This is a genomic window from Trinickia dinghuensis (genome assembly GCF_003367175.1).
Lineage (GTDB): Bacteria > Pseudomonadota > Gammaproteobacteria > Burkholderiales > Burkholderiaceae > Trinickia > Trinickia dinghuensis.
This window is the reverse complement of sequence record NZ_QRGA01000030.1, coordinates 287-26,363: the sequence shown is the minus strand read 5'-3', so window position 1 is coordinate 26,363 and position 26,077 is coordinate 287. Positions and strand designations below refer to the sequence as shown.

At 66.1% G+C, this 26,077-nt stretch carries 28 protein-coding genes; 11 read left to right on the top strand and 17 right to left on the bottom strand.

What is annotated here, in order from left to right:
- Positions 1-126 (bottom strand): hypothetical protein (locus DWV00_RS32925; protein WP_147298035.1); only part of this gene is annotated, 126 nt, incomplete at its 3' end.
- Between the two features lie 161 nt (positions 127-287).
- Here DWV00_RS32925 and thiL point away from each other — a divergent pair.
- Genes thiL through DWV00_RS32910 form a run of 3 tightly spaced genes read left to right on the top strand, consistent with a single transcriptional unit; the run spans position 288 to position 2,355 of the window.
- A complete protein-coding gene (thiL, locus tag DWV00_RS32920; RefSeq protein WP_115537806.1) occupies positions 288-1,289 on the top strand; it encodes a thiamine-phosphate kinase in 1,002 nt (333 codons plus the stop codon).
- Positions 1,279-1,824: a phosphatidylglycerophosphatase A family protein gene (locus tag DWV00_RS32915; protein ID WP_181885660.1), complete on the top strand. Its 546-nt coding sequence runs from the start codon at positions 1,279-1,281 to the stop codon at positions 1,822-1,824. Before thiL ends, DWV00_RS32915 begins: the two co-directional genes overlap by 11 nt.
- Positions 1,825-1,854: 30 nt before the next feature.
- The gene (locus DWV00_RS32910) at positions 1,855-2,355 is read left to right on the top strand and encodes a CinA family protein (protein ID WP_115537805.1); all 501 of its coding nucleotides are present in this window, start codon (positions 1,855-1,857) and stop codon (positions 2,353-2,355) included.
- Positions 2,356-2,497: 142 nt separating this feature from the next.
- Here the strand turns inward: DWV00_RS32910 and pyrF are convergent, their stop codons facing one another.
- From pyrF to DWV00_RS32855, 11 genes are all read right to left on the bottom strand, one after another.
- The gene (gene pyrF, locus DWV00_RS32905) at positions 2,498-3,322 is read right to left on the bottom strand and encodes an orotidine-5'-phosphate decarboxylase (RefSeq protein WP_115537804.1); all 825 of its coding nucleotides are present in this window, start codon (positions 3,320-3,322) and stop codon (positions 2,498-2,500) included.
- 96 nt (positions 3,323-3,418) lie between these two features.
- Positions 3,419-4,474 carry an aldose 1-epimerase gene (locus DWV00_RS32900; protein ID WP_115537803.1) on the bottom strand — a complete coding sequence of 352 codons (1,056 nt, stop codon included), beginning with the start codon at positions 4,472-4,474 and terminating at the stop codon, positions 3,419-3,421.
- Positions 4,475-4,611: 137 nt separating this feature from the next.
- Complete coding sequence (locus DWV00_RS32895) at positions 4,612-5,502, bottom strand: SMP-30/gluconolactonase/LRE family protein (RefSeq protein ID WP_115537802.1); 891 nt, start codon at positions 5,500-5,502, stop codon at positions 4,612-4,614.
- Positions 5,499-6,287 carry an SDR family NAD(P)-dependent oxidoreductase gene (locus DWV00_RS32890; protein WP_115537801.1) on the bottom strand — a complete coding sequence of 263 codons (789 nt, stop codon included), beginning with the start codon at positions 6,285-6,287 and terminating at the stop codon, positions 5,499-5,501. The genes DWV00_RS32895 and DWV00_RS32890 overlap by 4 nt, the downstream gene beginning before the upstream one ends.
- A gap of 99 nt (positions 6,288-6,386) precedes the next feature.
- Positions 6,387-7,403: an L-arabinose ABC transporter permease AraH gene (gene araH / locus DWV00_RS32885; RefSeq protein WP_115537800.1), complete on the bottom strand. Its 1,017-nt coding sequence runs from the start codon at positions 7,401-7,403 to the stop codon at positions 6,387-6,389.
- Between the two features lie 88 nt (positions 7,404-7,491).
- Positions 7,492-9,012 (bottom strand): L-arabinose ABC transporter ATP-binding protein AraG, encoded by a 1,521-nt coding sequence (gene araG / locus DWV00_RS32880; RefSeq protein ID WP_115537799.1) that lies wholly within the window; start codon positions 9,010-9,012, stop codon positions 7,492-7,494.
- Between the two features lie 105 nt (positions 9,013-9,117).
- Positions 9,118-10,119 (bottom strand): arabinose ABC transporter substrate-binding protein, encoded by a 1,002-nt coding sequence (locus DWV00_RS32875; protein ID WP_115537798.1) that lies wholly within the window; start codon positions 10,117-10,119, stop codon positions 9,118-9,120.
- A gap of 140 nt (positions 10,120-10,259) precedes the next feature.
- Complete coding sequence (locus tag DWV00_RS32870) at positions 10,260-11,039, bottom strand: SDR family oxidoreductase (RefSeq protein ID WP_115537797.1); 780 nt, start codon at positions 11,037-11,039, stop codon at positions 10,260-10,262.
- Positions 11,036-11,716, bottom strand: coding sequence for a 2-dehydro-3-deoxy-6-phosphogalactonate aldolase (locus DWV00_RS32865; RefSeq protein ID WP_115537796.1), 681 nt, complete (start codon positions 11,714-11,716; stop codon positions 11,036-11,038). The genes DWV00_RS32870 and DWV00_RS32865 overlap by 4 nt, the downstream gene beginning before the upstream one ends.
- A 68-nt stretch (positions 11,717-11,784) precedes the next feature.
- Positions 11,785-12,759, bottom strand: a complete 975-nt coding sequence (locus DWV00_RS32860; RefSeq protein ID WP_245965137.1) for a 2-dehydro-3-deoxygalactonokinase — start codon at positions 12,757-12,759, stop codon at positions 11,785-11,787.
- 14 nt (positions 12,760-12,773) lie between these two features.
- Positions 12,774-13,589: an IclR family transcriptional regulator gene (locus DWV00_RS32855; RefSeq protein ID WP_245965139.1), complete on the bottom strand. Its 816-nt coding sequence runs from the start codon at positions 13,587-13,589 to the stop codon at positions 12,774-12,776.
- 332 nt (positions 13,590-13,921) lie between these two features.
- Between DWV00_RS32855 and DWV00_RS32850 the strand changes: the two genes are divergently transcribed.
- Positions 13,922-14,437: a cupin domain-containing protein gene (locus DWV00_RS32850; RefSeq protein ID WP_115537795.1), complete on the top strand. Its 516-nt coding sequence runs from the start codon at positions 13,922-13,924 to the stop codon at positions 14,435-14,437.
- A 94-nt stretch (positions 14,438-14,531) separates the two neighbouring features.
- Here the strand turns inward: DWV00_RS32850 and mtgA are convergent, their stop codons facing one another.
- From mtgA to mpl, 5 genes are all read right to left on the bottom strand, one after another.
- On the bottom strand, positions 14,532-15,254 hold the full coding sequence (gene mtgA, locus DWV00_RS32845; protein ID WP_115537794.1) for a monofunctional biosynthetic peptidoglycan transglycosylase: 723 nt from the start codon (positions 15,252-15,254) through the stop codon (positions 14,532-14,534).
- A 49-nt stretch (positions 15,255-15,303) separates the two neighbouring features.
- A complete protein-coding gene (gene aroE, locus DWV00_RS32840; protein ID WP_115537793.1) occupies positions 15,304-16,206 on the bottom strand; it encodes a shikimate dehydrogenase in 903 nt (300 codons plus the stop codon).
- Positions 16,203-18,329 (bottom strand): ribonuclease catalytic domain-containing protein, encoded by a 2,127-nt coding sequence (locus DWV00_RS32835; protein WP_115537792.1) that lies wholly within the window; start codon positions 18,327-18,329, stop codon positions 16,203-16,205. Before DWV00_RS32835 ends, aroE begins: the two co-directional genes overlap by 4 nt.
- A gap of 121 nt (positions 18,330-18,450) precedes the next feature.
- Positions 18,451-19,035, bottom strand: coding sequence for a YqiA/YcfP family alpha/beta fold hydrolase (locus tag DWV00_RS32830; RefSeq protein ID WP_115537791.1), 585 nt, complete (start codon positions 19,033-19,035; stop codon positions 18,451-18,453).
- Positions 19,032-20,438 carry a UDP-N-acetylmuramate:L-alanyl-gamma-D-glutamyl-meso-diaminopimelate ligase gene (gene mpl, locus DWV00_RS32825; RefSeq protein ID WP_115537790.1) on the bottom strand — a complete coding sequence of 469 codons (1,407 nt, stop codon included), beginning with the start codon at positions 20,436-20,438 and terminating at the stop codon, positions 19,032-19,034. Before mpl ends, DWV00_RS32830 begins: the two co-directional genes overlap by 4 nt.
- Before the next feature lie 157 nt (positions 20,439-20,595).
- Between mpl and DWV00_RS32820 the strand changes: the two genes are divergently transcribed.
- The 7 genes from DWV00_RS32820 to DWV00_RS35175 all read left to right on the top strand — a co-directional run.
- Positions 20,596-21,240, top strand: a complete 645-nt coding sequence (locus tag DWV00_RS32820; protein WP_115537789.1) for a UDP-N-acetylmuramate--alanine ligase — start codon at positions 20,596-20,598, stop codon at positions 21,238-21,240.
- 33 nt (positions 21,241-21,273) lie between these two features.
- On the top strand, positions 21,274-21,846 hold the full coding sequence (locus DWV00_RS32815; RefSeq protein ID WP_115537788.1) for a TlpA family protein disulfide reductase: 573 nt from the start codon (positions 21,274-21,276) through the stop codon (positions 21,844-21,846).
- A 195-nt stretch (positions 21,847-22,041) separates the two neighbouring features.
- Complete coding sequence (gene aroQ / locus DWV00_RS32810) at positions 22,042-22,497, top strand: type II 3-dehydroquinate dehydratase (protein WP_115537787.1); 456 nt, start codon at positions 22,042-22,044, stop codon at positions 22,495-22,497.
- A gap of 65 nt (positions 22,498-22,562) precedes the next feature.
- Positions 22,563-23,030 (top strand): acetyl-CoA carboxylase biotin carboxyl carrier protein, encoded by a 468-nt coding sequence (accB, locus tag DWV00_RS32805; protein WP_115537786.1) that lies wholly within the window; start codon positions 22,563-22,565, stop codon positions 23,028-23,030.
- Positions 23,031-23,153: 123 nt separating this feature from the next.
- Entirely contained in the window at positions 23,154-24,521 is a 1,368-nt protein-coding gene (gene accC / locus DWV00_RS32800; RefSeq protein ID WP_115537785.1) for an acetyl-CoA carboxylase biotin carboxylase subunit, read from the top strand.
- 84 nt (positions 24,522-24,605) lie between these two features.
- Positions 24,606-25,520: a 50S ribosomal protein L11 methyltransferase gene (gene prmA / locus DWV00_RS32795; RefSeq protein WP_115537784.1), complete on the top strand. Its 915-nt coding sequence runs from the start codon at positions 24,606-24,608 to the stop codon at positions 25,518-25,520.
- A gap of 84 nt (positions 25,521-25,604) precedes the next feature.
- A partial coding sequence (locus tag DWV00_RS35175) for an MJ0042-type zinc finger domain-containing protein (protein WP_181885661.1) occupies positions 25,605-26,077 on the top strand: 473 nt, incomplete at its 3' end.

Below are 26,077 nucleotides of genomic sequence, written 5' to 3'. Positions count from 1 at the left end.
CAGATCGCGCTGGTTGATCATCTGCTTCGTCGGCGCGATGGCGATCTTGCCCGGCGAAGGAAACTCGTGATAATCGAGCGCGGCTTCGCGAAGCTTCGCCTTGGCGGTGGTGGAATTCGTAGACATGAGGTCGTGAGTCCAGTCTGTTTGCTTGTTACGCGGATTAGAATGAGAGTTCGATGCATTGTAGCGCCATTCGCCCCCCTCTCCGGACGCCCTGTCCGTCCGGCCGGGTGCGCCGAGCGCGAACCCGCCGTCGCAACCGCTCACGTTGACAAGCCCCTTTTATGTCCCTTTCCGAGTTCGCGCTGATCGATCGCTTCTTCGCGCAGCGCGCACGCCAAGGCCCTCGCAGAGCCACGCTCGGCATCGGCGACGATTGCGCGCTGATCGCCCCCGACCCCGGTGAATCGCTGGCCGTTTCGACGGACATGCTCGTCGAAGGCCGGCATTTCCTGCCGAACGTCGATCCACAGGCGCTCGGCCACAAGACGCTCGCCGTCAACCTGTCGGACCTGGCCGCGATGGGCGCGAAGCCACGCGCATTCACGCTTTCGCTCGCGCTCGAAACGCCGCGCGAAGCCTGGCTCGAAGCGTTCGCCGAGGGCCTGTTCGCGCTCGCGGACCGGTTCGATTGCGAGTTGATCGGCGGCGATACGACGAGCGGGCCGTTGAACCTGTGCGTCACCATCTTCGGTGACGTGCCGGCGCAGGCCGCGCTGCGCCGCGACGGCGCACGCGACGGCGACGACGTCTGGGTATCGGGCACGCTCGGCGACGCGCGGGCAGGACTCGGCATCTTGCGCGGCGAATGGCCCGCGGAGCGCTTCGACGAGCGCGAGCGCGCCTCGCTGCACCATGCGCTCGAGCGCCCCGAGCCGCGCGTCGCACTCGGGCTCGCGCTGCGCGGTCTGGCGCATTCCGCGCTGGACGTCTCGGACGGCTTGGCGGGCGACTTGCTCCACATCCTCGAGCGCTCGCGCATGCGGGCTTCGATCGACGTCGACGCCGTCCCGCGCTCGAGCGCCATGAGCAAGCTGCCCATCGAGACGCAGCGGCAGTGCACGCTTGCGGGCGGCGACGACTACGAACTCATCTTCACGGCACCGCGGCACGTGCGGGAAGCGATCACCGATGCCGGCGCGCGCGTGAACGTCGCCGTCACGCGGATCGGTACAATAAGTGCCCTGCGTCATGCGACCGACGAGCCGTCGATTGCATGGCACGACGCGTCGCGCTCCCCGCTCTCCTTGACGCTGCACGGCTTCGACCATTTCGATGCACACTGACCCGACGCTCCCCGGCACGCCGCCGCCGGCAACGCCCCATTCGCCCTCGAAGAAGCGCCGCGCGAGCGCCCGCTTCATGCTTTCGAACCCGATCCATTGGTTCTCGCTCGGCTTCGGCAGCGGGCTCTCGCCCATCATGCCGGGCACGGCGGGAACGCTGTTCGCGTGGGCCTCGTTCGCCGCGCTCGACGGCCGGCTCACCGTCGCCGCTTGGGCGGCGCTGATCGTCGTCGGCTTTTTCGCCGGCATCTACATGACCGGATTCACCGCGCGCAAGATGGGCACGGACGATCCATCCCCGGTCGTCTGGGACGAGATCGTCGCGTTTTGGCTCGTGCTGCTGTTCGTGACGCCCGAAACCTTCTCGGGCCAGCTCTGGGCGTTCCTGGTGTTTCGCTTCTTCGATATGGTCAAGCCGCCGCCGATCCGCTACTTCGATCGCCGCGTCAAAGGCGGCTTCGGCATCATGCTCGACGATCTCGTCGCCGCTTTCTTCACGCTGCTCGTCATCGCGCTCTGGCGCATGACCATTTGAGCATCACCCTTTGAATCCGAGATCATCGCAATGCCCACCGATTCCGTCGTTCATCAACTCGCCGTACGCGCAGGCAACAAGCTGCGCGAGATGCGCCTCTTCCTCGCGACCGCCGAGTCGTGCACCGGCGGCATGGTCGCCACGGCCGTCACCGACATCTCGGGCAGCAGCGGATGGTTCGAGCGCGGGTTCGTGACCTATTCGAATCAAGCGAAGACGGAAATGATCGGCGTGCCGACCGAACTGATCGACAGGCACGGCGCCGTCAGCGAGAACGTAGCGCGCGCCATGGCCGAAGGCGCGCTGCGCAACAGCCGCGCGCAGGTGTCGCTCGCCATCACGGGCGTGGCCGGCCCCGGCGGCGGCACCGAGACGAAGCCCGTGGGGATGGTCTGCTTCGCCTGGAGCAATCGCCTCGAAACATCGGCCGAAACGCACGTGTTCAAGGGCGATCGCGAACAGATCCGCGTCCAGGCGGCCGCGCATGCGCTGCGCGGCCTGCTCGATCACATCGAGAAAAGCGAGCGATGAGGGGCTTGCAAAAGCAGCCGCCGAGGAGCTTATAAAAGCGAGTGCTGAGCGGGTCCGCAACAGCGCACACCGGATGGGTAGGCGCTATAGCGAGCGCAGGTAGAACTTGCTCGCGCAGCCGGCGCTCGAGCAAGCGAGCCGATCAGCGATAAGCGTTGATCTTGTCGCGCGTGTCCTGAGCGGCGCGCGCGGCGGCCTCGGCGAAGTGCTCGTCCTTGCCCGCATAGAGAATCGCGCGCGACGAATTGATCATCATCCCCGCGCCGGCGCTCGTGCGTCCGGCGCGCACCGTCGCCTCGACGTCGCCGCCTTGAGCGCCGATTCCCGGAATCAGAAGCGGCATGTCGCCGACAAGGCCGCGCACGATCTCGATCTCTTTCGGAAACGTGGCGCCGACCACCAACGCGAGTTGCCCGCTCGCATTCCATTTCTCGGCGGCCAGCGAAGCGACGACTTGATAGAGCGGCCGCCCGCCCGCTTCCAGAAACTGCAGATCCGAGCCCCCCGGGTTCGACGTGCGGCACAGCACGACGACGCCCTTGCCTTCGTGCGCGAGGTACGGCTCGATCGAATCGAAACCCATGTACGGATTGACCGTCACCGCATCGGCGCGGTAGCGCTCGAACGCCTCGCGCGCGTATTGCTCGGCGGTGCTGCCGATGTCGCCGCGCTTGGCATCGAGGACGACGGGCAGCCCCGGATGTTTGTCATGGACGTGCGCGATCAGCGCCTCGAGCTGATCCTCGGCGCGGTGCGCGGCGAAGTAGGCGATCTGCGGCTTGAACGCGCTCGCGAACGGGGCCGTGGCATCGACGATGTCGCGGCAGAAATCGAAAATCTTGTCGGGGCGGTTCGCGAACGCGCCCGGGAAACGCGACGGTTCGGGGTCGAGGCCGACGCACAGCAAGGAGCCCGTGCGCTGCCAGGCGTCGCTCAGCGAGCGGACGAACGAGTATGAGGTGGACATGGCGAAATCGAAATGCGTGCCGGTGGCGGGAAAGGCCCGTATTCTACCCGCCGGCGCGCCCGCCCGAACGCCGGCGTCCCTGACGTCGACCAGCCGCTAGCGGCCGACCGGCTCGACCGTGAAGCGAAACTCGCGCTCGAGCGTCTCGCCCGGCGCCAGCACCGTCATCCCGTGCTCGCACGCGCCGCCCGGCAGATTGACGGCGTTGATCGGATGATCGACGGGCTCGAAGCAGAAAAAATCCTCGCCCGGCGGCGTATAGAGCACATAGTAGTCGGCGTCGCCTTCGATCGTCAGCGATAGCCGCTTGCGCGGCCAAACGACGGCGGCCCGGCCGCTCCATTGCGTGAACGCGTGGTTCACGAGTGCATCGGGCAACGGATAAGCGACGCCGAACGTCCAGGCCGGCGGCACCGGCACATGGCGTACGGGCAACCAGTCGGGACCGGGCACCCATAGTCCGTCCGCCGCGGCCGACAACCGCGTGTCCCCGTCGCGCGCGAGGAACGGATGCAATCCGAGCCCGAACGGCATCGGCTCGCTGCCGGCGTTTTCGACGGCGAGCGTCACCGAAAGCGTCGCATCGTCCAACGCATATCGGAGCGTCGCGCGATAGGCATACGGTTTGGCGCGTTCTCGCTCGAGCGCGAGCGTCGCATGCGTATCGCCGCGCTCGACCACGCGCCAGGCTCGCAGCCAGCCGTCGCCGTGGATCGGCAGCGGCTCCGAGGTCCGGTTGCGCGGCACGACGAACTCGCGCCCCTCGAATTGAAACCGAGCGCCGCCGATCCGATTCGAGTAAGGCACGAGCGGATAGCACGCGAGCGCGTTCGGATCCGTGTCGGCCTGCGCCGACGGGCAGCCGCGGAAAATCGGCGTCGGCACGCTGCCGTCGCCGTGCCAGTCGAAACGGGTCATGCCGCCGCCAAGCGCGGGCGCGACATCGACGCGCAATTGCTCGTTGGCCAGCGTCAGCTCCGCGCTGCGGCGCACACCGCCCGCCCCGCGCGCGATCGCGGACGTCCCGGGCCCCGAGCGGACCGGCTGGACGATCGACGCCAGCTTCGCGCTGCGCGCCTCGGCGCGCGTGCCATGCGTGTCGGACGCGCGCGCGCCCCTCGTGACAGTGGCATCGGTATTCGCTGTGCTCATGATCAGCTCCGTCGAGAGGCGCCGGACCGGCCGTCGCCGGCGCGGCGATATGCGAAGGCGTGTCTTTTGCCGCCTTTGACCCTTGATGACCGCTTCGGTTTAACCCAATTCGTCCGGGTTTTCACCCGGGTTTGCCGTCACCGCCCGAGAAACAGCGGCTCAGGCAGCCCGCGCCGCGCGCTCGATGCCACGAAAACCCCGCCTGCGCCCGCTTCCGCCGCCAGCAATGCCGGATCGAGTTCGCTACGCGCGGTCGTGATATACAACGTGGCGAGATGCGGGCCGCCGAGCGCCACGCAACTCGGATGGCTCGTCGGCACGCTTACGCGTTCGGTCTCGACGCCATCGGGCCCATAGCGCACGACACGGCTGCCGCCCCACTGCGCGTTCCAAAGGCCGCCCTCGGCATCGACCGTCGACCCATCGGGCCCGCCGTCGGCGTCGAGCAAGCGCGTAAACACGCGAATGTTGCCGATCGAGCCGTCGGCACCGTAGTCGCAAGCGAGAATCTCGCGCGTCGGCGTATCACAGAAATACATCGTCGCGCCGTCGGGGCTGAAGCCGATACTGTTCGAAATTGCCGGCTCGGGCAAAGGCAGCTTCTCGAGCGACAAATCGTGATTGAGACGATAAAAGCCGCCGATCGGGCTCAGTTTGGCGCCTTCGTGCTTGGTGCCGAACACGAACCGCCCCTGCCGGTCGCAGCGTCCGTCGTTCAAGCGCGTCTCGCGCTCGGAATCGACGTCGACGATCCGGCACATCTCGTGCGTCGTCAAATCGAAGAACGCCAAATGGGTCGCGAGGCCCAGCAGCAGACGATGGGGATCGGCGCACAGCGCGAACGTCGCGAGCCGCTCGGGCATGGACCAGCTCGTGCGCTCGCCCGTGCTCGGGTCATAGCGATACAAGCGCGCGCCTTCGATGTCCGTCCAATAGAAGCGCTCCGTGCGCGCGCACCAGGTCGCCCCCTCGCCGAGCATGCACCGCGCGTGCACGGCGAGCGACGCCCGAAAGCCTTCGCCCCTCATGCCCAGCCTCCGTCCACGATGAACTCCTGTGCCGTCACCATGCGGCTGTCGTCGGCCGCCAGAAACAGGGCCATACGCGCCAGATCCTCGGGCATCAATTCGCCGTCGAGGCATTGCCCTTCCTTCAGCGCGCGCTTGCCCGCTTCGTCGAGCCAAAGCCGCCGCTGCTTCTCGGTCAAGACCCAGCCCGGCACGAGCGCATTGACGCGAATGCCGAACGGTCCGAGATCGCGCGCGAGCGCATGCGTGAGGCCTTGGATCGCTGCCTTCGACGTCAGATAGACGGGCATGCCGCCCTGCTTGAGCATCCAGCTGATCGAACCGAGATTGATGATCGAGCCGCCGCCCGCGCGCTTCATGTCCTCGGCAACCGCTTGCGCGGCAAAGAACTGGTGCCGCAGATTGACGGCGATGCCGGCGTCGAACGAGGACGGCGTCACGTCGGCGAGCGCATGCCGCACGTCGTTTGCCGCATTGTTGACGAGCACTGTGACAGGACCGAGCGCGCTTTGCGCATCGGCGATCGCGGCGCGCAGCGCATCGATGTCGGTCACGTCGCAGGCCAGAAAGAGCGGTTTGCCGCGTGCATCGCCGAGCGCGTCGGCGAGTTCTTGGCCGGCGCTGGCGTCGATGTCGCAAAACGCGACGCGCGCGCCTTGCAGCGCGAAGTGCTGGACGAACGAAGCGCCGATGCCGGTCGCGCCGCCCGTGATGAACACGGTACGGCCGACGAGGCTAGGGTAGCGCGCGTAGGGGCCTAGCTGCGGGTGGTCGGGAAGCGCCATCGAAAAATTCTCCGTTACCTTTATCGTTCTTTACCGTGAGCTCCGGGCCCGCAACTCGAACTCGAGCGCGGCCCCGGCAAACCTTCGTCGCTCAGTCGCTCAGTCGCGCGAGCCGCGGTTCTTGAGCTGATCGAGCAGCACGGCCGCGAGCAGGATCGCGCCGCGCACCAGATATTGGTAGAACGCGTCGATGTTCATCAGGTTCATGACGTTCTCGACGGTGCCCATGATGAGCACGCCGATCACGACGCCCGAAATCGTCGCGCGGCCACCGAGCAGCGACACGCCGCCGAGCACACACGCCGAAATCACGTTCAGCTCGAACCCTTCGGCCGCGTTCGGCTGGCCCGACGTGATGCGCGAGGCGAGAATCACACCGGCCAGCGCCGTCACCGCGCCTTGGATCAGGAAGATCATGACGCGCGTGCGCTCGACGTTGATCCCCGCCAGCCGCGACGCTTCGGGGTTCCCGCCGATGGCGAGGGTATTGCGGCCGTACACGGTTTGGTTGAGCAGCACGCCGAAACCGATGAAGCAGACCAGCGTGACCCAGATCGGCAGCGAAATGCCGAACATCGCCAAGCCGCCCAATGCGATGAACGTGTCCGACGACACGCCCACGGCTTGCCCGTGCGAAACGATGAAGCCGAGGCCGCGCACGATTTCCATCGTCGCGAGCGTCGTGATCAGCGCGTTGATGCGCAGGTAGGCGATGACGGCGCCGTTGACCCAGCCGATCGCGGCACCGGCCGCCACGGCGGCGACGATCGCGATGAACGTGCTGCCCGTCGCATTGAGCACCATCGCGCAGAGCACGCCGGCGAACGCGACCGTCGAACCGACCGACAAGTCGAAGTCGCGCGACGCGAGACAGAACATCATCGTGCAGGACACCATGCCGATCTGCGAGACCGACAGCGCCAGGCCGAGCATGTTGTCGATCGAGAAGAAATGATCGACGGTCAGCGACGTCGTCACGAACATGACGGCGAAAATCAGAATGAGACTGTATTCGGTTACCTGTTGCCACCACTTCTGCCGATCGTTCGTCTGCGGGATCAACGCCTCGGCCGCGCGCTTGGCGCCCGCCTCGACGAGGTTTTCTCTTGCTTGCATGTCGTGACTCCTTCACCGTCGTTCGCGACGGGTTTTTCGTTGCATCCGTTCCGTGTGCGGCACCGCTCGCGCGTCGACGCTCAACGCGTTATGCCGCCTCGCGCGCCTCGCGTCCGCCCTGCGGCAGCGCCAGCTCCAACAGCGCCGGCTCGCTCGCCTCGCTGCGCGCGAGCTCGCCCGAGATCCGCCCTTCCCGCATGACGACGATGCGGTCGGACACCCCGAGCACCTCGGGCAGCTCCGACGACACCATCACCACCGCGCAGCCGCGTTCGGCGAGTTCATAGATGACGTTATAGATCTCGTGTTTCGCGCCGACGTCGATCCCGCGCGTCGGCTCGTCGAGAATGACGACCTTCAGGTCGGGCTCGGCGAGCCAGCGCGACAAGATCGCCTTTTGCTGATTGCCGCCCGAGAGCAGACGAATCTTCTGCCGCCGGCTCGGCGTCTTGATCTTGAGCAGCTTGATGAAGCGGTCGGCCGTCTCGGCCTCTTTCGCGCGATTGAGGAACAATCCCGCGCGCAGATAGTGCCGGCGGCAACTGATGTTGATGTTCTCCGACACCGATGCCATCGCGACGATGCCCTCTTCCTTGCGGTCTTCGGGGCACAGCACGATGCCCCTGCGGATCGCTTGAGTCGGGCTTTTCACGTCGTCGGCCGGCGCGCCGTCGAGTGTCAGATGCCCGCCATGCCGTTTTTCGGCGCCGTACACGAGCTGCATCAATTCGCTGCGTCCCGCGCCCACCAGCCCGAAGAAGCCGACGATCTCACCGGCACGCACGTTGAAGCTCGCGGGCGCGGACAGGCCGTGGCCCTCCACCGCATCGACGGCCAGCCGCACGTCGCCCTGCTTGCGCGTCCGATAGCCGTAGATGTCCGAAATCTCGCGCCCCACCATCTCCTTGACCATCGTCTCGCGGGTGACTTCGGCGAGCGACGGATGCGAAGCCACCTTGCGGCCGTCGCGGAAAATCGTACAAGCGGTGCACAACTCGTAGATCTCGTCCATCCGGTGCGAGATGTAGATGAGCGCGCGGCCGTCGGCCTGCAGCTCGCGTACGAGCTTGAACAGCACTTCCGTCTCGCGGTGCGAGAGCGAACTCGTCGGCTCGTCCAGCGCGATGACGCGCGCGTTGCGCAGCAGCGCCTTGCAGATTTCGACCATCTGCCGCTGCGCGATCGACAGCTTGCCGAGCCTGGCGTTCGGGTCGAGATCGACGCCCATCTGCGCGAGCCGCTCGCGCACGAAGCGCTTGGCACCGCGCTTGTCCACCCAGCCGAACGCATTCGGCAGCCGGCCCAGCAGCAGGTTCTCCGTCACCGTCAAATCCGGAACGTATTGCAGCTCCTGGTGAATCACCGCGACACCGGCCGCGATCGAAGCGGCCGCGGTCGGAAAACGCACTTCCTGGCCGTCCATCATGATGCGGCCCGAATCCGGCTGATACTCGCCGCCGAGAATCTTGAGCAGCGTCGACTTACCCGCGCCGTTTTCGCCCATGAGCCCGTGCACCTGGCCGGCCTCGACCTCGAACGACACGCCGTCCAGCGCGCGCACACCCGGAAACACCTTGCCGATATTGTCAAATCGCAACGTTGCTGACATCTCACCTATCCTCGCACTGAAGGGTCATCCAGGCCGGCCCGCGAGTCAGCGTCACGTTCCTCGCTGACTTCGCCAACTTTCTGCCGGCCCGGAAAGCCACGCCGATTACTTCGCGGCGAGGCCCATCTCTTCACGCACCTTCGCTACGTCGTCGCGCGTGGCGAGCATACCCGTCGTCTGCGTCAACAGCGGCGGCTGCTGGCCCGCCGTGATCCACTTGTACATATCTTCCGACGTCTCTTCGCCGTGACGCTTCGGGCTGATGATGACCGTCGCGAAGAAGCCCGTCGCCGCCGGCTTCTTGAACTCGTTCAGTGCCGAATCCGAGCCGCCGATGCCGATGCCGATCATGTTGTCGGCCTTGAAGCCACGGCTTTCGGCCGCGCGCACGGCGCCGAGCACGGCTTCGTCGTTCAGGCCGTACGCCACCCAGTGCTTGAACTGCGGGTTCTTCGTGATGGCGATGTTGGCGGCGTTGAACGCGTTTTCCGTGTCGGTCTTCGCTTGCGGGGCGGCGATGATGTTCGCCTTCGGGAAGCCCGATGCGACGAGCACGTCGGTCGCGCCTTGCGTACGATCGTGGGCCGTCGGCAGTTCCTCGTAGGTCACGTCGATCGCGCCGACATCCTTCATGTCCCAGCCGCGCTTCTTGATTTCGTCTGCGAGACCCTTGCCGACTTGCTGGCCGATGTTATAGGCCGAGATGCCCATGTGCGGCACGGTTGCGATCGGCTTGCCGCTGCCGTCCACGAGGCGGTCGTCGACCGTCATCATCTTCAGGCCGTCGGCCTTCGCCTTCGCGACGATGCCCGGCCCGAGCTTCACGTCGGGCGTGCAGATGATGAAGCCTTGCGCCTTTTGCGCCTTCAAGTTGTCGATGGCGCTCATCACCTTTTCACCGGAGGTCGCACCGATCTTCACGAGCGTGAAGCCGTCCTTCTTCGCGGCCATTTCGGCGAACTTCCATTCGTCCTGGAACCAGGGCTCTTCGGGCTGCTTCACGAGGAAGCCGATCTTGACCTGATCGGCGGCTTGCGCGGCCGGCACGTTTGCAACGATCGACGTCACCGCCGCCGCAGCGAGCGTGAGGAAAAGTTTACGCTTCATGAGGTCTGTCTCCTGTCTGATTGAGCGTTTGAGCGTTCGGCCGCATTGTCTTTGTCGGATGACTCACGCGGCCAGTGCGTCATCCGGTTCCCGCAACGCCGCGCGGGGCTGCCGCACGGCAAGGAAATCAATGTTTCATGTCAATCGTGGTACAGCGCCGTGCGCCCACCGTCGATCGTGATGCAGGTCGCGTTGATGAACGGCGCCTCGTCCGAGGCGAGAAACACCGCCGTCATCGCCACCTCCTTCGGTTGCGCGATGCGCTTCATCGGCTGCAGCGCCAAAGTCGCTTGGCGAGCCGCTTCCGGGTCGGGCTGCGCATTCCACCAATCGTGCGTGAGCTGCGTCTCCACGTAGCCGGGCGCGATCGCGTTGACGCGCACCTGCCGCGCCGCGTACTCGATACCGAGCGCGCGCGTGAGTCCAATCACGCCGTGCTTCGCAACGGGATACGGAAAGCAGCCCGGAATGATCTGGAACGAATGCGTCGACGCGATGTTCACGATGCTGCCGCCACCGCGCGCAACCATGCCGGGCAGCACGGCCTTGCAGCCGTTCCAGACGCCGTCGAGATCGACGGCGAAGCAGCGCCGCCAATCGTCGTCGCTCATCGTGAGCGGATCGCAGAACACGTTGATGCCGGCGTTGTTCACGAGCACGTCGATCGGGCCGAACGCATGCTCGGCCGCATCGCAGGCGTCGGCCACGGAGGCGGACCGGGTCACGTCGGTCTGCACCGCGAGCACGCGCGCGCCGGGCGTCGCGGCTTCGATCCGCTCGCAAACACCGCGTGCGGCATCGAGGTCGAGTTCGGCCAGCACGGTGGCCGCCCCCTCGCGCGCGAACGCGTGCGCGATGGCTTCGCCGATCCCGCGGCCGGCGCCCGTCACGAGCGCGACCTTGCCTGCCAGCCGGCTCACCGTGCAGCCTCCTTGTTCACGTCGCGCCAGGCGGCGATGAACGCGCGCGCGTGCTCGGCCGTGGTCGCCGCGTCTTGCCCCGCGCGGTACAGCGCGGAACCGAGGCCGAAGCCGTTGGCGCCGGCCGCGACGAACGTGTTCATGTTCTCGGGCGTCACGCCGCCCACCGGCACGAGCGGCACGCGCTTGGCGATCACGGCGCGCCAAGCTTTCACGACATGCGTGCCCAATTGCTCGGCGGGAAACATCTTCAGGACATCGGCGCCGCTCGCGAGCGCCGCGAACGCTTCGGTCGGCGTCGCGACGCCGGGGGCGCAGGCCAGCCCTTGTTCCTTGGCAGTCCTGATGATGTCGGTGTCGCCGTGCGGCATGACGATCAGCTCTCCGCCCGCGCGGGCAACGTCGCCGACGAATTCGGTCCGCAGCACGGTGCCCGCGCCGACGATCACGTCGGCCGGCAACGCCTTGCGCAACGCGGCGATGCTGGCCAGCGGATCGGGCGAATTGAGCGGCACTTCGACGATGCGAAAGCCCGCGTCATGGAGGGCTTGCCCGTGCGCCACGACTTCGCTCGGCGTCACGCCGCGCAGAATCGCGATCAGCGGGCAGGACGCGAACGCAGCCATGAAGCGCGCGTGAGGATGGTATGGCTTCGGAAGATCGAATTCGTTTTGCATAACGTACTACCTAACTCGTTGAGAATCGCCGACGATGCGTCGGACGGTTAGCTCGCGATGCATCGGCATCAACGCCCGGACGCGGTCGCATGGCGTTCCACGAGCCCCGCCTGCGTGGCGATCCGCCACAGCCCGTTTTCGGCGGCGGCCTCGACGACGCTCGCATGCACGCAGCCGAACTCGGCCAACGCGAGCCGATAGCGCTCGCACAAGGCCGCGCTGCCGATCAGCCGCGGCGCCTCGCTGGCCAGCGCCGCGCCGCGCGATTCGAGCAGCGAGGCAAGGCCGGCGAGTTCGTGGCCGATCAGCAAGCCCGACAAATAGTCGGGCTGCTGTTCGGTCGCGAGCGACCCGGTCAAGCCGAGCGTGCGCGTACTGAAAATCGTGGCGAGCAGCCCGGCGCGATGCGCGTGTTTGGCCACGGTCACGCCGCGCAGGAACGCTTGCGTATCGGGCGCGGCCGGCTCGGCCATCGTGCGTCCGAGAATCGTGTGATCGCGCAGGGCGGCATAAAGCTCGCCGGTCATGAACGTATGAAACGACTCGATGCGCTCGCCGCGCACGACGGCCCACTTCGCATGCGTGCCCGGCAAGCCCACCAGCGTCCGCGCAGCACCCGCGATCGCATCGCTCGCGAGCGCGCCGACAATTTGCGTTTCCTCGCCCCGCATCACGTTCGGCAGCTCGCTGCGCTCGATGACGCCCGGCACGATGTGCAGGCAAACGCCGCGCGCCGTCGTGACGCGCACGATGCCGGCCACCAATGCGCAAGCATCGGCGGGCGTGTCGACATAAGGCGCTTCGCGCCAGCCTTGAGCGCTGCCGACCATGCCGGCCGCGATCACGGGCAGATCCGGCGTGGATTCGAGCCACTGGCCGCATGCCGCTTCGAACGCGGCGTCGAAACCGCCGGCTTGCGGCAAGCGCATGATCCCGTCGCTCGACGCGCGCGAGTCGATAACCTCGCCGCGCGCGTCGAACAGATACCCGCGCATCGCGGTGGTGCCCCAGTCGAGCCCGATCAATACCGGTCGTGCGGTCATAGCTTGTACAGCGCTCATCGTTTGATACGGCGCGCGCCCGGCGCGACCCACCCAAGTTCTTCGGAAATCGCGCGCGCTTCGCGCTGCACGATCGGTACCAGTTCATCCATTCGTTCGAGCGGCATGTAGGGGATCGTGCTCGCCACGGAAACGGCGGCGATGATCGTGCCCGACGCATCGCGAATCGGGGCTGCCACGCAGCGGATCGACGGCTCGTTTTCCTCGAGGTCGAACGAGTAGCCGCCCGCCGAGTAGCGCACCATTTTTTGCAGGAACATCGGCTTGTCCGGGCGGGCGTCGTGATCGAAGCGCACGCTCTCGAGCGCGCGCCTCGCCGCGTCGTAGAGGACGCCCCACGTCTGCGGCGACAGATCGAGCATCAGCGCCTTACCGATCCCGGTCGAGGCAAGCGTCATGCGATGGCCGACACGCGAGCGCATTTCCAGCCCGCGCGTGCCTGCGATCTTGTCGATGTAGAGGACATCGTCGCCGTCGCGCACGCCCAGGTGGATCGTATCGAGCGTGGCTTCCGACAGGCGTTCGAGATGCGGACGCGCCACGGCGGTCAACGGCATTTGCTCGAGCGAGATCGTGCCGAGTTCGATGAGTTTCGGCCCGAGCAGATAGCCGTTCGGCCCGTGACGCAGATAGCGCGCCTGCACGAGGCTGCTCACGAGCCGGTGCGTCGTGCTGCGGGTCGTGCCGAGCGCCGCGGCGAACGCACGCATGTCGCGCGCGCCGTTCGCGCATGCCTCGATGATGGCGAGCCCGCGCAACAGCGTTTGCGTGCCAGCCTGCGACTCGTTGATCTCGAGGGGGGACCCCGTCATCGGGGCCGGTTCCGGCGTGCCTGCGGAGAGGCTGCCGAGCGCCGGCTCGGATGCATCGCCCATCGCAGCGGGATGGGTCAGGGTTTCGTCATGGGCTGTCATCGGGCGCGTCTCCATGCGGGTGAGATGCTTCGCTCTCGAATCGCTTCGTCGTTCGTATTTCGATCTGCGGCCTTCTCGACCGCTCGCGACGGATTGTAGGCACGCCTCCCAGGATGCTCCAACATTTGAATCACCTGCCCATATATTGAGACAAGATGATCTGCGAACGGATGCGATCGGCACCATGGCAAGATGCCGGGCGCAGCTCTATTCCTTCAAAGGACCGATCAATGAAACCGATCATCAATCTGGCCGATGTCGAACTGTCCCCACTACCGGCCGGCGTGGCGCCGCCCGACTCGATGGCCGATCGCTACGCTCCGCGCATGGGCGCCATCGGCTCGCGCATCGGCGCCGCCAAGCTCGGCTACAACGTGACCGCGGTCGCACCGGGCAAGCGCGCGTTTCCGTTTCATAACCATCGCGTCAACGAAGAGATGTTTTTCGTGCTGGAAGGGACGGGCGAAGTGCGCATCGGCGATGCCGTCTACCCGATCCGCGCGGGCGACGTCATTGCCTGTCCGCCCGGCGGGCCCGAGACAGCCCACCAAATCGCGAATACAAGCGAGGTGGAATTGAAGTACCTGGCGGTGAGCACGAAAATGCTGCCGGAAATCGCCGAATACCCGGATTCCGGGAAATTCGGCATCCTCGCGGAATTTCCCGGCGCACCCGGGGAGCGGCCGAAGGGATTCAGATTCGTTTCGCGCGAGAGCGAAAGCGTCCCGTATTGGGAAGACAACTGAGTTGAGAAAAACCGAGGAATCGATCGGCTGAACGGACCATCGTGGAACGGGAATCCAACGGACGAGCACCCACGCAGCCCAGGCGGCCGCCGTCCTAATGCGGCAATTCGGCGGCGCCCATGCGCCGTGCGATCACGCCAGCCCGCTGCGAAAGATACGCGGACGAGCGGTGCTGATCGAAGTACTTCGGATTCGGCAGCATGACGGCGAGGCGCGCCGACTGCCAGGCCGTCAACTGCGATGCGGCGCAACGGTAGTAGTACCGGGCGGCCGCCTGCGCGCCATAGACGCCGTTGCCCCACTCGACCGAGTTCAGGTAGATCTCGTAGATCCGCTCCTTGTCGAGCAGCGTTTCGAGCATCCAGGTGATGATGAGCTCCTGCCCTTTGCGCAGGTAGCTCTTTTGGCGCGAGAGAAACAGGTTTCGCGCCAACTGCTGGGAGATCGTCGAACCGCCGGCGACGATCTTGCCGCGCTTCTTGTTTCTCTCCCACGCCTGCAAGATCGCGTCGGTCTCGTAGCCCTTGTTGTTGACGAAGTTCGCATCCTCGGATGCGATGATCGCGCGCTTCAGATTGCGCGAGATGCGATCGTAGGGCACCCATTGATGCTGAATCTCGAGATCGGGGCGATCCTGCGCGAGCCGCCAGGCATCGGCCCGCATGAACGCCGTCGAACTCGGATCGACGACGGCCCAGAGCGCGATCTGCGCGAAGTAATAGGCTTGCGTCGCCACCCAAGCGAATGCGCACACGGCCACGGCATAGAGCACCCAGCCGCCGATGCCTTTCCCCGCCTTCCCTCTCATTCTCGTCATGGATGCGCCGTGATACGTGGCTACGTGGCTACATGAGTGCGTGACTACGCTAGACGGATGCCCCCAGCATCGAGCGCAGTTCCGCCAGCACCTGAGCGCTCGCGGGCCGCACACCACGCCATACCCAAAACGATTCGGCGGCCTGCTCGACCAGCATCCCGAGCCCGTCCGAAATCCTCGCCCCGAGCGCCTGCGCATGCCGCATGAACACCGTGGGCTGCGCGCCGTACATCATGTCGTAAGCGAGCGTGCCGGGACCGAACGCGCGCTCGTCGCACTCGGGCACTTCGGCAGTGAGCGAGCCGGCCGTCGCATTGACGATGACGTCGTAGGGGATCGGCTCGATCGTCGACGGCGCCCCGCCCGACAGTGCGCAGCCTGCCTCGCGCGCCGCTTGCGCGAATTGCTCCACGAGCGTCTGCGCCTTTTCCGCGGTCCGATTGACGATCGTAAGCGCGCACGGGCCGCGCTCGAGCACCGGCAGCACCGCGCCGCGCGCCGCCCCGCCCGCGCCGAGCAGCAAGACGCGCGCGCCGTTCAACTCCACGCGCAAGTTCGTCTCGATATCGCCGACGAGACCCACGCCGTCGGTGTTGTCGCCGTAAATGCCGTCCGCGTCGAATCGCAGCGTATTGACGGCGCCGGCCGCACTGGCGCGCGGCGAGAGCCGATCGGCCAATGCATAGGCCTCGAGCTTGAACGGCACGGTGACGTTGAGCCCACGCCCGCCCGCCGCGACGAAGGCACGCACGGTGTCGGCGAAGCCGTCGACCGGCGCGAGCAGGCGCCGGTATTCGATGCGCTCGCCCGTTTGCTCGGCGAAGCGCGTATGGATGACGGGCGACTTGCTGTGCGCGATCGGATTGCCGATCACCGCATACAGGTCGGTCCCCGCTTGCGCGGGAGCGATCGACGGGATGGGCTGCGTCCCTTGCTCGGCAGCGCCGCTCATTCGGCCACCTGCGCGGGCCGTGTCGCGCCGCCTTGGGCGTCGAGCGGCGGCTCGCCTTCCTGGCCGGAATCTAGCGCTTCGCCGCCGGCCTCTCCGCCCGCCGCCTCGCCGCCTTCCTCCGGCGCCTCGGCTTGTGCTTCCGCCTCGCCTTCAGCCGACGCATCCGGCGCGTCGACGATCTCGGCCTCTTCCTCTTCGTCCTCCGCGGCCATGGCGGCGGCACCCGGCGCATCGAGCACGCGAATCGGCCGCACGGACGCCTCGACGGTCAACTCGTCGACCGCCATCACTTCGAGGACGATCCGCGTGCCGCGCGCATGCACGCCGAGCCCAGGCACGTGCATCACCAGCGGCACTTCCTCGAACCGCACGAGATCGCCCTTCACGACCGACGCGACAACTTCCTTCTTGTTCTCCTGCGTGAGCCAGCGCAAGCACCAGAAGTACTCCATGCGGCGCTGATGATCGGAGTAGGCCGTGTAGGTGTCGTCGAACCCCTGGACGACCGCGAACAGATCGGCGTCCTTCGGCTTGAACGGTGCGATGAGCTTGGCCGCGACGCCATGCTGGACGCAAGCGAGCAGTTGCCACTGATTGACGAGGTCGGTGTAGCGGCGCAGCGGCGAAGTGCTCCACGCGTATTGCGCGACGCCGAGCCCTTCGTGCGGCGCGGCGTTCGTCTGCATGCGCGTGCGCTTCGGTCCGGCCGCGGCGAACGTGCGCTGCGTGCGGTAGATGCCGGGCACGCCGTGATCGTGCAGCAGCGCGCCCCAAGTCGAATTCGAGAGAATCGCAAGCTCGGCGACGATCAGGTCGAGCGGCGAACCGCGGCGGCGCGGCGTGATCGTGACGTGCTCGCCTTCGACGTAGAAGTTGTAGTCGGTATTGCCCGGCACCTCGCGCCGCAAGCCATAGCCCGCCCGCGCCGCCTGGCGTTTCTCGAATAGCGCCTGGGCCAACGGCCACAGCACGGCGATCTCGTCCTTGTGCGGATACTCGCCGCTGCCGGCGGCGAGCGCCTCTTCGGTCACGAGCGCGTCGAGCGTGTTGTGACGCAGATTGCTCTTCACATAGACGAGCTCGGCGTGCGTTTCCGTCGCGACGATCTCCTGCGTGGCGCGGTTCACGATGATATAGAGCGAGAGCGCGGGGCGCAGGCCGCCTTCCGCGAGCGTGAAGGCCTGAACGACCTCGTCGGGGAGCATCGTGATCTTGTCGCCGGGCATGTAGACCGTCGACAGGCGCCCACGGGCGATCGCATCGACCGCGTCGCCGCGCGCGATGCCGAGCGCGGGAGCGGCAATATGCACGCCAACGCGAACACGATCCTCCGCGAGCAGCTCGACGGAGAACGCGTCGTCGATTTCGGTCGTCGTGACGTCGTCGATGGAAAACGCCTGTGCATGGGCCGTCGGCAGATCCTCGGGCACCGGCCCGGGCGTCACGGCCGGAAAGCCGGTGCCGTGCGGAAAATACTCCGACAAAAACCGCGCCTCATGCAGCGCGCGTGCCGAAGCGATGCCGCCGCACTCGAGCATGAGCCGCGCCGGCGAAATGCCGCGCGCCGCCGCGGCGCCCTCAAGCGCCTTGTACTCGATCCCGTTCTTGTCGGGCTTCGTCAGCAGCGCGAGTGCCTTGCCACGGAACGCCTCGGGCAGCCGGCCGGCCTTCAATTCCTCTTCGTATTGCGCCTGCACGAGCGCCTGCTGGCGCTTGCGCTCGAGCCCCGCGAGCGCCATCTTCAGCTGCTCTTCGGGCGCGCGCTGATATTGCCCGCGGCCCTTGCGCCGAAAGTAGACAGGCGCGCCCTGCATGCGCATCACGAGTGCCGCGCGTTCGACGGGGCCCGATTGCGCACCGAAATATTCGCCGGCGAGCGCGGCAAACGGAAATTCGTCGGCCGGCGCGCATTCCCACAGAAAATCGAGATCGATCTCCTGAGCGGCCGCATCGGCCTCTTGCAGCAGTTCGGCCGCGCTCGGCTTGTCGAACTCGATCAGCACGTCCTTCGCGCGCACCTTCGCGCGCCGGCCGCCCGGCAGCTCGACTTGCAGCGCATCGCCTTGGCGCGACAGCACGCTGCCGACCTTCAAACCGCCCGATTCCTCAAAAAAAACGTTCACTCGACACTCTCATTACGAATTTGGCCCTCGCAGCACACCTCGCGCGCAAACCGCGCACCCGCTGCGGATCGATGTTCTGGTGCGGCGCACACGCGGCCGCGGCGCCGGCACCGTAGCCGCGCTACGCGTGCGCGGCCGGGGTAATGCCGCAATAGGCGAGCACGTCGTCGGCGTAATCGGCGAACTCGCTGATCGCGTGATCGCTGCCGACGATCAGTTTCGTCTCGACGCCGGGGTAATGCATGAGCATTTCGCGGTAGTCGAGCACTTCGTCGCCCGTGGCGGCGATCAAATAATAGCGTTCCGGCCGCGTGATCGACGCGACGCCGAGCGCGCGCAGCTCGTCCAGATGATGCGGCTCGACGACGATGCTGCCGCCGCCGTGCCAAAGCGGCTGCTCGCCCAAATAAGCCGACAAATCGCGTTGCGGCAAGACCGCGGGGTTGAGCAGCACCGCACGCCAGCCGTGTTTTTCGGCAAGGTGGGTGGCGAAATAGCCGCCGAGCGAACTGCCGATCACCGTGATTTCGTCCGCGGCGAAACCCGCCACCTGCGCTTCCGCCACGGCAACCGCCTCGAGCGGCGAGACGGGCAGCATCGGGCAGCGCCAATCGTCCTCGCACCCAAGCGCGGCCACGCGCGCCGCGAGCAACTGAGCCTTGAACGATTTCGGCGAGGAGCGAAAGCCGTGTAGATAGAGAATCAAACGGCGCCTCTTGTACTCGAAGCACTCGAACCGAGCGCTTCGAGCAATTTCTGATGGACGCCGCCGAAGCCGCCGTTGCTCATGACGAGCACGTGGTCTCCCGGGCGCGCCGCGTGCGCGACCGCGGCGACCAATGCGTCGAGATCGTCGAAGGCGCGCGCTTTCTCGCCGAGCGGGGCGAGCGTCTCGCCAAGGTCCCAGCCGAGCGCGTCGCGTCCCGTCGCCGCGCCGTAGCCGAAAACGAGATCGGCTCCCGTGAGACTCTTGGGCAGCTGCGCCTTCATGACGCCGAGCTTCATCGTGTTCGAACGCGGCTCCAGCACGGCCAGGATCCGCGTGCGTTCCCCGCCGACGCGCGTGCGTAGCCCCGCGATGGTGGTCTCGATGGCGGTCGGGTGGTGGGCGAAATCGTCGTAGACGGTGACGCCGTCGACGCTGCCGCGCACTTCCATGCGCCGTTTGACGTTGCGAAACTCGGTGAGCGAGGCCGCCGCCTGAGCCGGCGGCACGCCGACGTGGCGCGCCGCCGCGATCGCCGCCAGCGCGTTGAGCCGGTTGTGCTCGCCCTGCACTTGCCAGTTCACGATGCCGACGCGCTCCCCGCTCCGGTAGACGGCATAGCGCTCATCGATCGCCTCGCCGTCGGCCGCGGGCAGCGCACTCCAGCCGCCGTCGACGCCGAAGCGCTCGACCTCGCTCCAGACGCCGCGTGCCAGCACGCGATCGAGCGCGGCCTCGCGCCCATTGACGACAAGCCGGCCGACACCGGGCACCGTCCGCACGAGATGATGAAATTGCGTTTCGATCGCCGCGAGATCCGGGAAGATATCGGCGTGATCGAACTCCAAATTGTTCAGGATCGCCGTGCGCGGCCGGTAATGGACGAACTTCGAGCGCTTGTCGAAGAACGCCGTGTCGTACTCGTCGGCTTCGATGACGAAGAAACTCGAATCGGTGAGCCGGGCCGACACGCCGAAATTCAGCGGCACGCCGCCGATCAGGAAGCCGGGGTTCAGGCCGGCGTCCTCCAGCAGCCAGGCGAGCATCGAGCTCGTCGTCGTCTTGCCGTGCGTGCCCGCCACCGCCAGCACCCACTTGCCCGCGAGCACATGTTCGCCGAGCCATTGCGGCCCCGACACGTAGGGCAGGCCGCGATCGAGAATCGCTTCCATCAGCGGATTGCCGCGCGAAACGACGTTGCCGATCACGAACAGATCCGGCTTCAGATCGAGTTGTTCGGGGCCGTAGCCTTCGATGAGCGTGATGCCTTGCGCCTCGAGCTGCGTGCTCATCGGCGGATAGACGCCGGCGTCGCAGCCCGTCACGGTATGTCCCGCGCCGCGCGCGAGCACCGCGAGGCCGCCCATGAATGTGCCGCAGATGCCGAGGATGTGGATATGCATAAAAACTGTCTGCTCGTCTCGTACCGCGCTTGCCGCGAGTGCATGGTGGGACGCGAACGCCGGGCGGGCGAGCCGCGTGAGGCCCGCTATTGTACCCGACGCGCTCGCGTCGCCCGGGCGCGCGGGGCGATACCGGACGATCTAGTATGATTGGCGGATGGTGCGCAAATCTTTTGTCGATCCGCAGCGCGTGCGGGAGGAAATCGCGATCGCGGCGGCTCGCCTGATCGCCGAGGAAGGGCTCGACTACGCCAGCGCCAAGCGCAAAGCCGCCCGGCAGGTCGTCGGGCAGGTCAAGGTAGCCGGTGAATGGCTTCCCGATAACGACCAGATCGAGGAAGAAATCCGCGAATACCAGTCGCTGTTCCAGTCCGATACCCAGCCGGCGGTGCTGCGCCGGCTGCGCGAAATCGCACTCGACTGGATGAAGCGCCTGGCCTCGTTCAATCCCTATTTGACGGGCGCGGTGCTGAACGGGACGGCGGGCGAGCACTCGGACATCCATTTGCAGGTGTTCTGCGACAACCTGAAGGAAGTCGCGATTTATCTGCTCAACGCGAACGTGCAGTACGACGTGTCCGAGACGCGCCATTTCGGCGGGCGCGGCGACGTGGAAACGCTGAGCTTCCTGTGGCGCGGCGCGCGCGACGAAGAGCCCGTCGGCGTCCATGTCGCACTGTACGACACGGACGATCTGCGCGGCGCGGTCCGCGCCGACGCCCGCGGCCGCGCGGCAAGGGCGAGCACCGAGACCGTCCAGGCCCTGCTGGCCGAGGACGATGCCGCGCCCTTCACCAATTGAACGTCGACCGACTCTATCTCGTTAGATGATTAGATGAATACGAAAGCTACTCTCGCCTTTGCCGCCGTCGCGGTCGCCGCGGCTGCCGTCGGCGTCGGCGCCCGGCAATGGCTGTTCTCGGAATCGAGCAGCGCGGATGCCGCGCAGCCGCAAACCCACTCGCTCGAGGCCGCCGCGCCGACGAGCGGCGCCGTCGAACAATTGCTGTCCGCGCCGCTGCAGGATGTGGCCGGAAAAACGCAGACGCTCGCCCCCTATAAAGGAAAGGTGCTCGTCGTCAACTTCTGGGCATCGTGGTGCGGGCCCTGCGTCGCCGAGATGCCCGAGCTGGTGCGGCTGCATGACGCCTACGCGAAGAAGGGGATTCAATTCGTCGGGATCGGCGTCGACTCCTCGCAAAACGTGCAGAACTTTCTGAAGAAGATCCCCGTCGACTACCCGATTTTGGTCAGCGGATTCGGCGGGGCCGACCTCGCCCGCAGCCTCGGCAACACGGCCGGCGCGTTGCCCTTCACGGTCGTAATTGACGCCAACGGCGTCGTACGGTCGACAAAATTAGGACAAGTCACACCAAGCGAGTTGAGCAAGACGCTCGACGCCCTCTGAATGCATTAAACTGCTTCGATGCAGATCGAAGCAGTTTAACAGCCGATTTCCGTGAATTAGTCGAATTTAGGCACAACAACGGATGAAAGCCGGCAAAAACTACCGCCTCACGAACCGGGATTTTCATCCGCTGCTAGACAAGTTTTGACAATCGGCGCTAAAGTGCGCGCAATTCCGCGGAAACAGAAGCGAATCATGAGACGATTGCTGGTACTGCACGGCCCGAACCTCAACCTGCTAGGTACGCGGGAGCCCGAGGTCTACGGCCGCGTCACGCTGAGCGAGATCGATCGAGCGCTCGTGGCCCGAGCGCAAGAAGCGGGTTTCGAGCTGGCGACGTTCCAGAGCAATCACGAAGGCCAGCTCGTCGATCGCGTGCAAGCCGCCCGCGCGGAAGCGGTCGAGTTCGTCGTGATCAACCCTGCTGCCTACACCCATACGAGCGTCGCGCTGCGCGACGCGCTGGCGGGCGTCGGCATCCCGTTCGTCGAAATCCATCTGTCGAACGTGCATCGCCGAGAGCCGTTCAGGCACCACTCGTACTTTTCAGATCAAGCCGAAGGCGTCATCTGCGGGCTCGGCTGGAAAGGCTATCTGTACGCACTCGAGTTCGCGCTCGAGCGGCTGGCGTCGCAAGGCGCACGCAGCTGATTTCAGAACACCAAATCGGCACCGGCGCGAGCCGGCGCCTCACGCATTGAACAAGGGGATTCCCTATGGATCTACGTAAGCTGAAAACTTTGATCGACCTCGTCTCCGAATCGGGTATCTCCGAGCTCGAGGTGACCGAAGGCGAAGGCAAAGTCCGCATCGTCAAGAATGCGCCGCCGGTTTACGTACAACAGCCCGCCGCGTATGCCCCGCCGATGGCCGCGGCCGCCCCCATGGCAGGCGCCGGCGGGTTCGAGCAAGCCGCGGCGGCAGCCGCCGCGGCCCCAGCCGCCGTGCAAGGCCATGTGATCACCTCGCCGATGGTCGGCACCTTCTATCGCTCGCCCTCGCCGGGCGCCGAACCGTTCATCCAAGTGGGCGACACGGTCAAGGAAGGCCAGACGCTGTGCATCATCGAAGCGATGAAGCTGCTCAACGAAATCGAGTCCGACAAGGCCGGCGTCGTGAAGGAAATTCTTATCGAAAACGGCCAAGCCGTCGAATACGGCCAGCCGCTTTTCGTCATCGGCTGATCGCGAAGCGGGCCCGAGCGCTATCCGCAGCCTCGGGCGTACCCCGTTTAGCTCGAATGCCGTGCGCCGCCACTCATCGCGGCCCCACGACGCACGAGCCCATTAATGCGTCGGACCATAGCCATGTTTGAAAAAATTCTCATTGCCAATCGCGGCGAAATTGCGTTGCGCATCCAGCGCGCGTGCCGCGAGCTCGGCGTCAAGACGGTCGTCGCCTACTCGATCGCCGACAAGGACGCCAAGTACGTCAAGCTCGCCGACGAAGCCGTCTGTATCGGACCGGCACCGTCGCCCCAGAGCTACCTGAACATGCCCGCGCTGATCAGCGCAGCCGAAGTCACCGATGCCGAAGCGATCCACCCCGGCTACGGCTTCCTTTCGGAAAACGCCGATTTCGCCGAGCGCGTCGAGCAGTCGGGCTTCGCCTTCATCGGCCCGCGCCCCGAAACGATTCGGCTGATGGGCGATAAGGTCTCCGCCAAGCAGACGATGATCAAGACGGGCGTGCCGTGCGTGCCCGGTTCGGAAGGCGCGCTGCCCGACGATCCGAAGGAGATCGTCAAGATCGCGCGCGCGGTCGGCTACCCCGTCATCATCAAGGCGGCGGGCGGCGGCGGCGGACGCGGCATGCGCGTCGTGCACACCGAGGCGGCGCTCGTGAACGCCGTGAACATGACGCGCGAGGAAGCCGAGCGAGCGTTCGGCAACCCGCAGGTCTACATGGAGAAGTTCCTCGAAAACCCGCGCCACGTGGAAATCCAGGTGCTCGCGGATTCGTTCAAGAACGCGCTCTGGCTCGGCGAACGCGACTGCTCGATGCAGCGACGTCACCAGAAGGTGATCGAGGAAGCGCCCGCGCCCGGCATCGCGCGCCGCCTGATCGAGCGCATCGGCGACCGCTGCGCCGACGCTTGCAAGAAGATGGGCTATCTCGGCGCCGGCACGTTCGAATTCCTCTATGAGAACGGCGAGTTCTACTTCATCGAAATGAACACGCGCGTGCAGGTCGAGCACCCGGTCACGGAGTTGATCACGGGCGTCGACATCGTGCAGGAGCAGATCCGCATTGCCGCCGGCGAAAAGCTCGCGCTGCGCCAGCGCGACGTCGTGTTCCGCGGCCACGCGATCGAGTGCCGGATCAACGCCGAGGATCCGTTCCGCTTCACGCCGTCGCCGGGCCGCATCACCTCGTGGCACACGCCTGGCGGCCCTGGCATTCGCGTCGATTCGCACGCGTACAATGGCTATTTCGTTCCGCCGAACTACGACTCGATGATCGGCAAGCTGATCGCCTACGGCGCGACGCGCGAACAAGCGATCCGCCGCATGCGCATCGCTTTGTCGGAGATGGTCGTCGAAGGCATTCAGACGAACATTCCGCTGCACCGCGAGCTCATGCTCGACGGCGGCTTCGTCGAAGGCGGCACGAGCATCCACTATCTGGAAAACCGGCTCGCGGAAAAGCAGCAAGCCGCACCGGAAGAAGCGTGAGATGGAACGGCCCCCACGCTCACTTCGTTCACTGCCCCCCGAGGGGGCGTTCAGCCTCCTTGGGGCGGCCCAGCGGAGGCTGACGTGAGCTATCGGGAATTGATCGTCGAGCTGGACCGGACACGCGCCGAGGCGCTGTCCGACGCGCTCATCGAACTCGGCGCGCTGTCGGTATCGGTCGAAGACGCCGATGCCGACACGCCCGACGAGCAGCCGCTGTTCGGCGAGCCCGGGCTCACGCCCGATCGCACGGCCTGGCAGCATTCGCGCGTCGTCGCCTTGCTGGCTCCCGAGCAGGAACCGGCGGTGCTCGCGGCTGCCGCTGCCAACGAAATCGGCTTGGACGCCACGCCCGCCTTCACGTTGCGCGACGTGCCGGAACAGGACTGGGTGCGTCTCACGCAATCGCAATTCGAGCCAATCGCGATCGGCAAGCGTATTTGGGTCGTGCCCTCTTGGCACGATGCCCCCGATCCGCAGGCGCTGATCCTCGAACTCGATCCGGGTCTCGCCTTCGGCACGGGCAGCCACCCTACCACGCGGCTGTGCATGGAATGGCTGGAGGAATCGGTCGCGCCTAGCCAATCGGTGCTCGACTACGGCTGCGGTTCCGGAATTCTGGCGATCCTCGCGCACAAGTGCGGCGCCGCGCCGGTTTTCGGCGTCGACATCGACCCGCAGGCCGTCGACTCGGCTCGACTGAACAGCGAACGCAATCATGCCGAAGTCGCCTACTCGCTGCCCGACGATTGCCCGGCCGGTCAATTCGACATCGTCGTCGCGAACATCTTGTCGAACCCGCTCAAATTGATGGCCTCGATGCTGAGCGCGAAGGTCAAGACGAGCGGGCGCATTGCTCTGTCGGGCGTACTCGCGCGGCAAGCCGAGGAAGTCGCGGACGCCTATCGGCCGTGGATCGACATCGGCGTTTGGCGCGAACACGAAGGATGGGTCTGCCTTACCGGCGTCAAACGCGCCGCCAAGCCGGACGGCCATTGAGGCGCGGCCGAACTCCCGGTGGGAAACCATTAGAATAGCGCCTATCGATCGACGCACCGGCTCGTCCCGGTTCTCCCGCTCACCATGGTTCTAGCCACACGCTGTCCCCACTGCGAAACGGTTTTCCGCGTGCAGGAAGCACTGCTCGCGGCGTCCGGTGGGTTCGCTCGCTGCGGACACTGCCAGCAAGTTTTCGACGCTCGAAGCAATCAGCTCGATCCGCACGCGGGCTCGCATCCCGCCGCTCACGAGAGCGAATCGGCGCCGTTGCCGCCGGCGGCCGAGCACGAACCCACACACGACGACCCGCACGCATCCGCGGCGGAAGCCCACGCGCAAGCTGAACGCGAAGCCCGAGAGCACGCTGAAGCACAGGCTCGCGCGGAAGCCGAGGCGCGTGCCGAGCAGGAAGCCCGAGAGGCGGCTGAAGCTCAAGCCCGTGCCGAAGCCGACGCTCGTGCCGAGCAGGAAGCCCGAGAGGCGGCTGAAGCTCAAGCCCGCGCGGAAGCCGACGCTCGCGCCGAACAGGAAGCCCGAGAGGCGGCTGAAGCTCAAGC

Excerpts from the sequence above, each read along its gene's own strand:
- thiL (WP_115537806.1), top strand. The coding sequence starts at position 288 with ATGTCCCTTTCCGAGTTCGCGCTGATCGATCGCTTCTTCGCGCAGCGC.
- DWV00_RS32915 (WP_181885660.1), top strand. The coding sequence starts at position 1,279 with ATGCACACTGACCCGACGCTCCCCGGCACGCCGCCGCCGGCAACGCCC.
- DWV00_RS32910 (WP_115537805.1), top strand. The coding sequence starts at position 1,855 with ATGCCCACCGATTCCGTCGTTCATCAACTCGCCGTACGCGCAGGCAAC.
- pyrF (WP_115537804.1), bottom strand. The coding sequence starts at position 3,322 with ATGTCCACCTCATACTCGTTCGTCCGCTCGCTGAGCGACGCCTGGCAG.
- DWV00_RS32900 (WP_115537803.1), bottom strand. The coding sequence starts at position 4,474 with ATGAGCACAGCGAATACCGATGCCACTGTCACGAGGGGCGCGCGCGCG.
- DWV00_RS32895 (WP_115537802.1), bottom strand. The coding sequence starts at position 5,502 with ATGAGGGGCGAAGGCTTTCGGGCGTCGCTCGCCGTGCACGCGCGGTGC.
- DWV00_RS32890 (WP_115537801.1), bottom strand. The coding sequence starts at position 6,287 with ATGGCGCTTCCCGACCACCCGCAGCTAGGCCCCTACGCGCGCTACCCT.
- araH (WP_115537800.1), bottom strand. The coding sequence starts at position 7,403 with ATGCAAGCAAGAGAAAACCTCGTCGAGGCGGGCGCCAAGCGCGCGGCC.
- araG (WP_115537799.1), bottom strand. The coding sequence starts at position 9,012 with ATGTCAGCAACGTTGCGATTTGACAATATCGGCAAGGTGTTTCCGGGT.
- DWV00_RS32875 (WP_115537798.1), bottom strand. The coding sequence starts at position 10,119 with ATGAAGCGTAAACTTTTCCTCACGCTCGCTGCGGCGGCGGTGACGTCG.
- DWV00_RS32865 (WP_115537796.1), bottom strand. The coding sequence starts at position 11,716 with ATGCAAAACGAATTCGATCTTCCGAAGCCATACCATCCTCACGCGCGC.
- DWV00_RS32860 (WP_245965137.1), bottom strand. The coding sequence starts at position 12,759 with ATGACCGCACGACCGGTATTGATCGGGCTCGACTGGGGCACCACCGCG.
- DWV00_RS32855 (WP_245965139.1), bottom strand. The coding sequence starts at position 13,589 with ATGACGGGGTCCCCCCTCGAGATCAACGAGTCGCAGGCTGGCACGCAA.
- DWV00_RS32850 (WP_115537795.1), top strand. The coding sequence starts at position 13,922 with ATGAAACCGATCATCAATCTGGCCGATGTCGAACTGTCCCCACTACCG.
- mtgA (WP_115537794.1), bottom strand. The coding sequence starts at position 15,254 with ATGACGAGAATGAGAGGGAAGGCGGGGAAAGGCATCGGCGGCTGGGTG.
- aroE (WP_115537793.1), bottom strand. The coding sequence starts at position 16,206 with ATGAGCGGCGCTGCCGAGCAAGGGACGCAGCCCATCCCGTCGATCGCT.
- mpl (WP_115537790.1), bottom strand. The coding sequence starts at position 20,438 with ATGCATATCCACATCCTCGGCATCTGCGGCACATTCATGGGCGGCCTC.
- DWV00_RS32820 (WP_115537789.1), top strand. The coding sequence starts at position 20,596 with ATGGTGCGCAAATCTTTTGTCGATCCGCAGCGCGTGCGGGAGGAAATC.
- DWV00_RS32815 (WP_115537788.1), top strand. The coding sequence starts at position 21,274 with ATGAATACGAAAGCTACTCTCGCCTTTGCCGCCGTCGCGGTCGCCGCG.
- aroQ (WP_115537787.1), top strand. The coding sequence starts at position 22,042 with ATGAGACGATTGCTGGTACTGCACGGCCCGAACCTCAACCTGCTAGGT.
- accB (WP_115537786.1), top strand. The coding sequence starts at position 22,563 with ATGGATCTACGTAAGCTGAAAACTTTGATCGACCTCGTCTCCGAATCG.
- accC (WP_115537785.1), top strand. The coding sequence starts at position 23,154 with ATGTTTGAAAAAATTCTCATTGCCAATCGCGGCGAAATTGCGTTGCGC.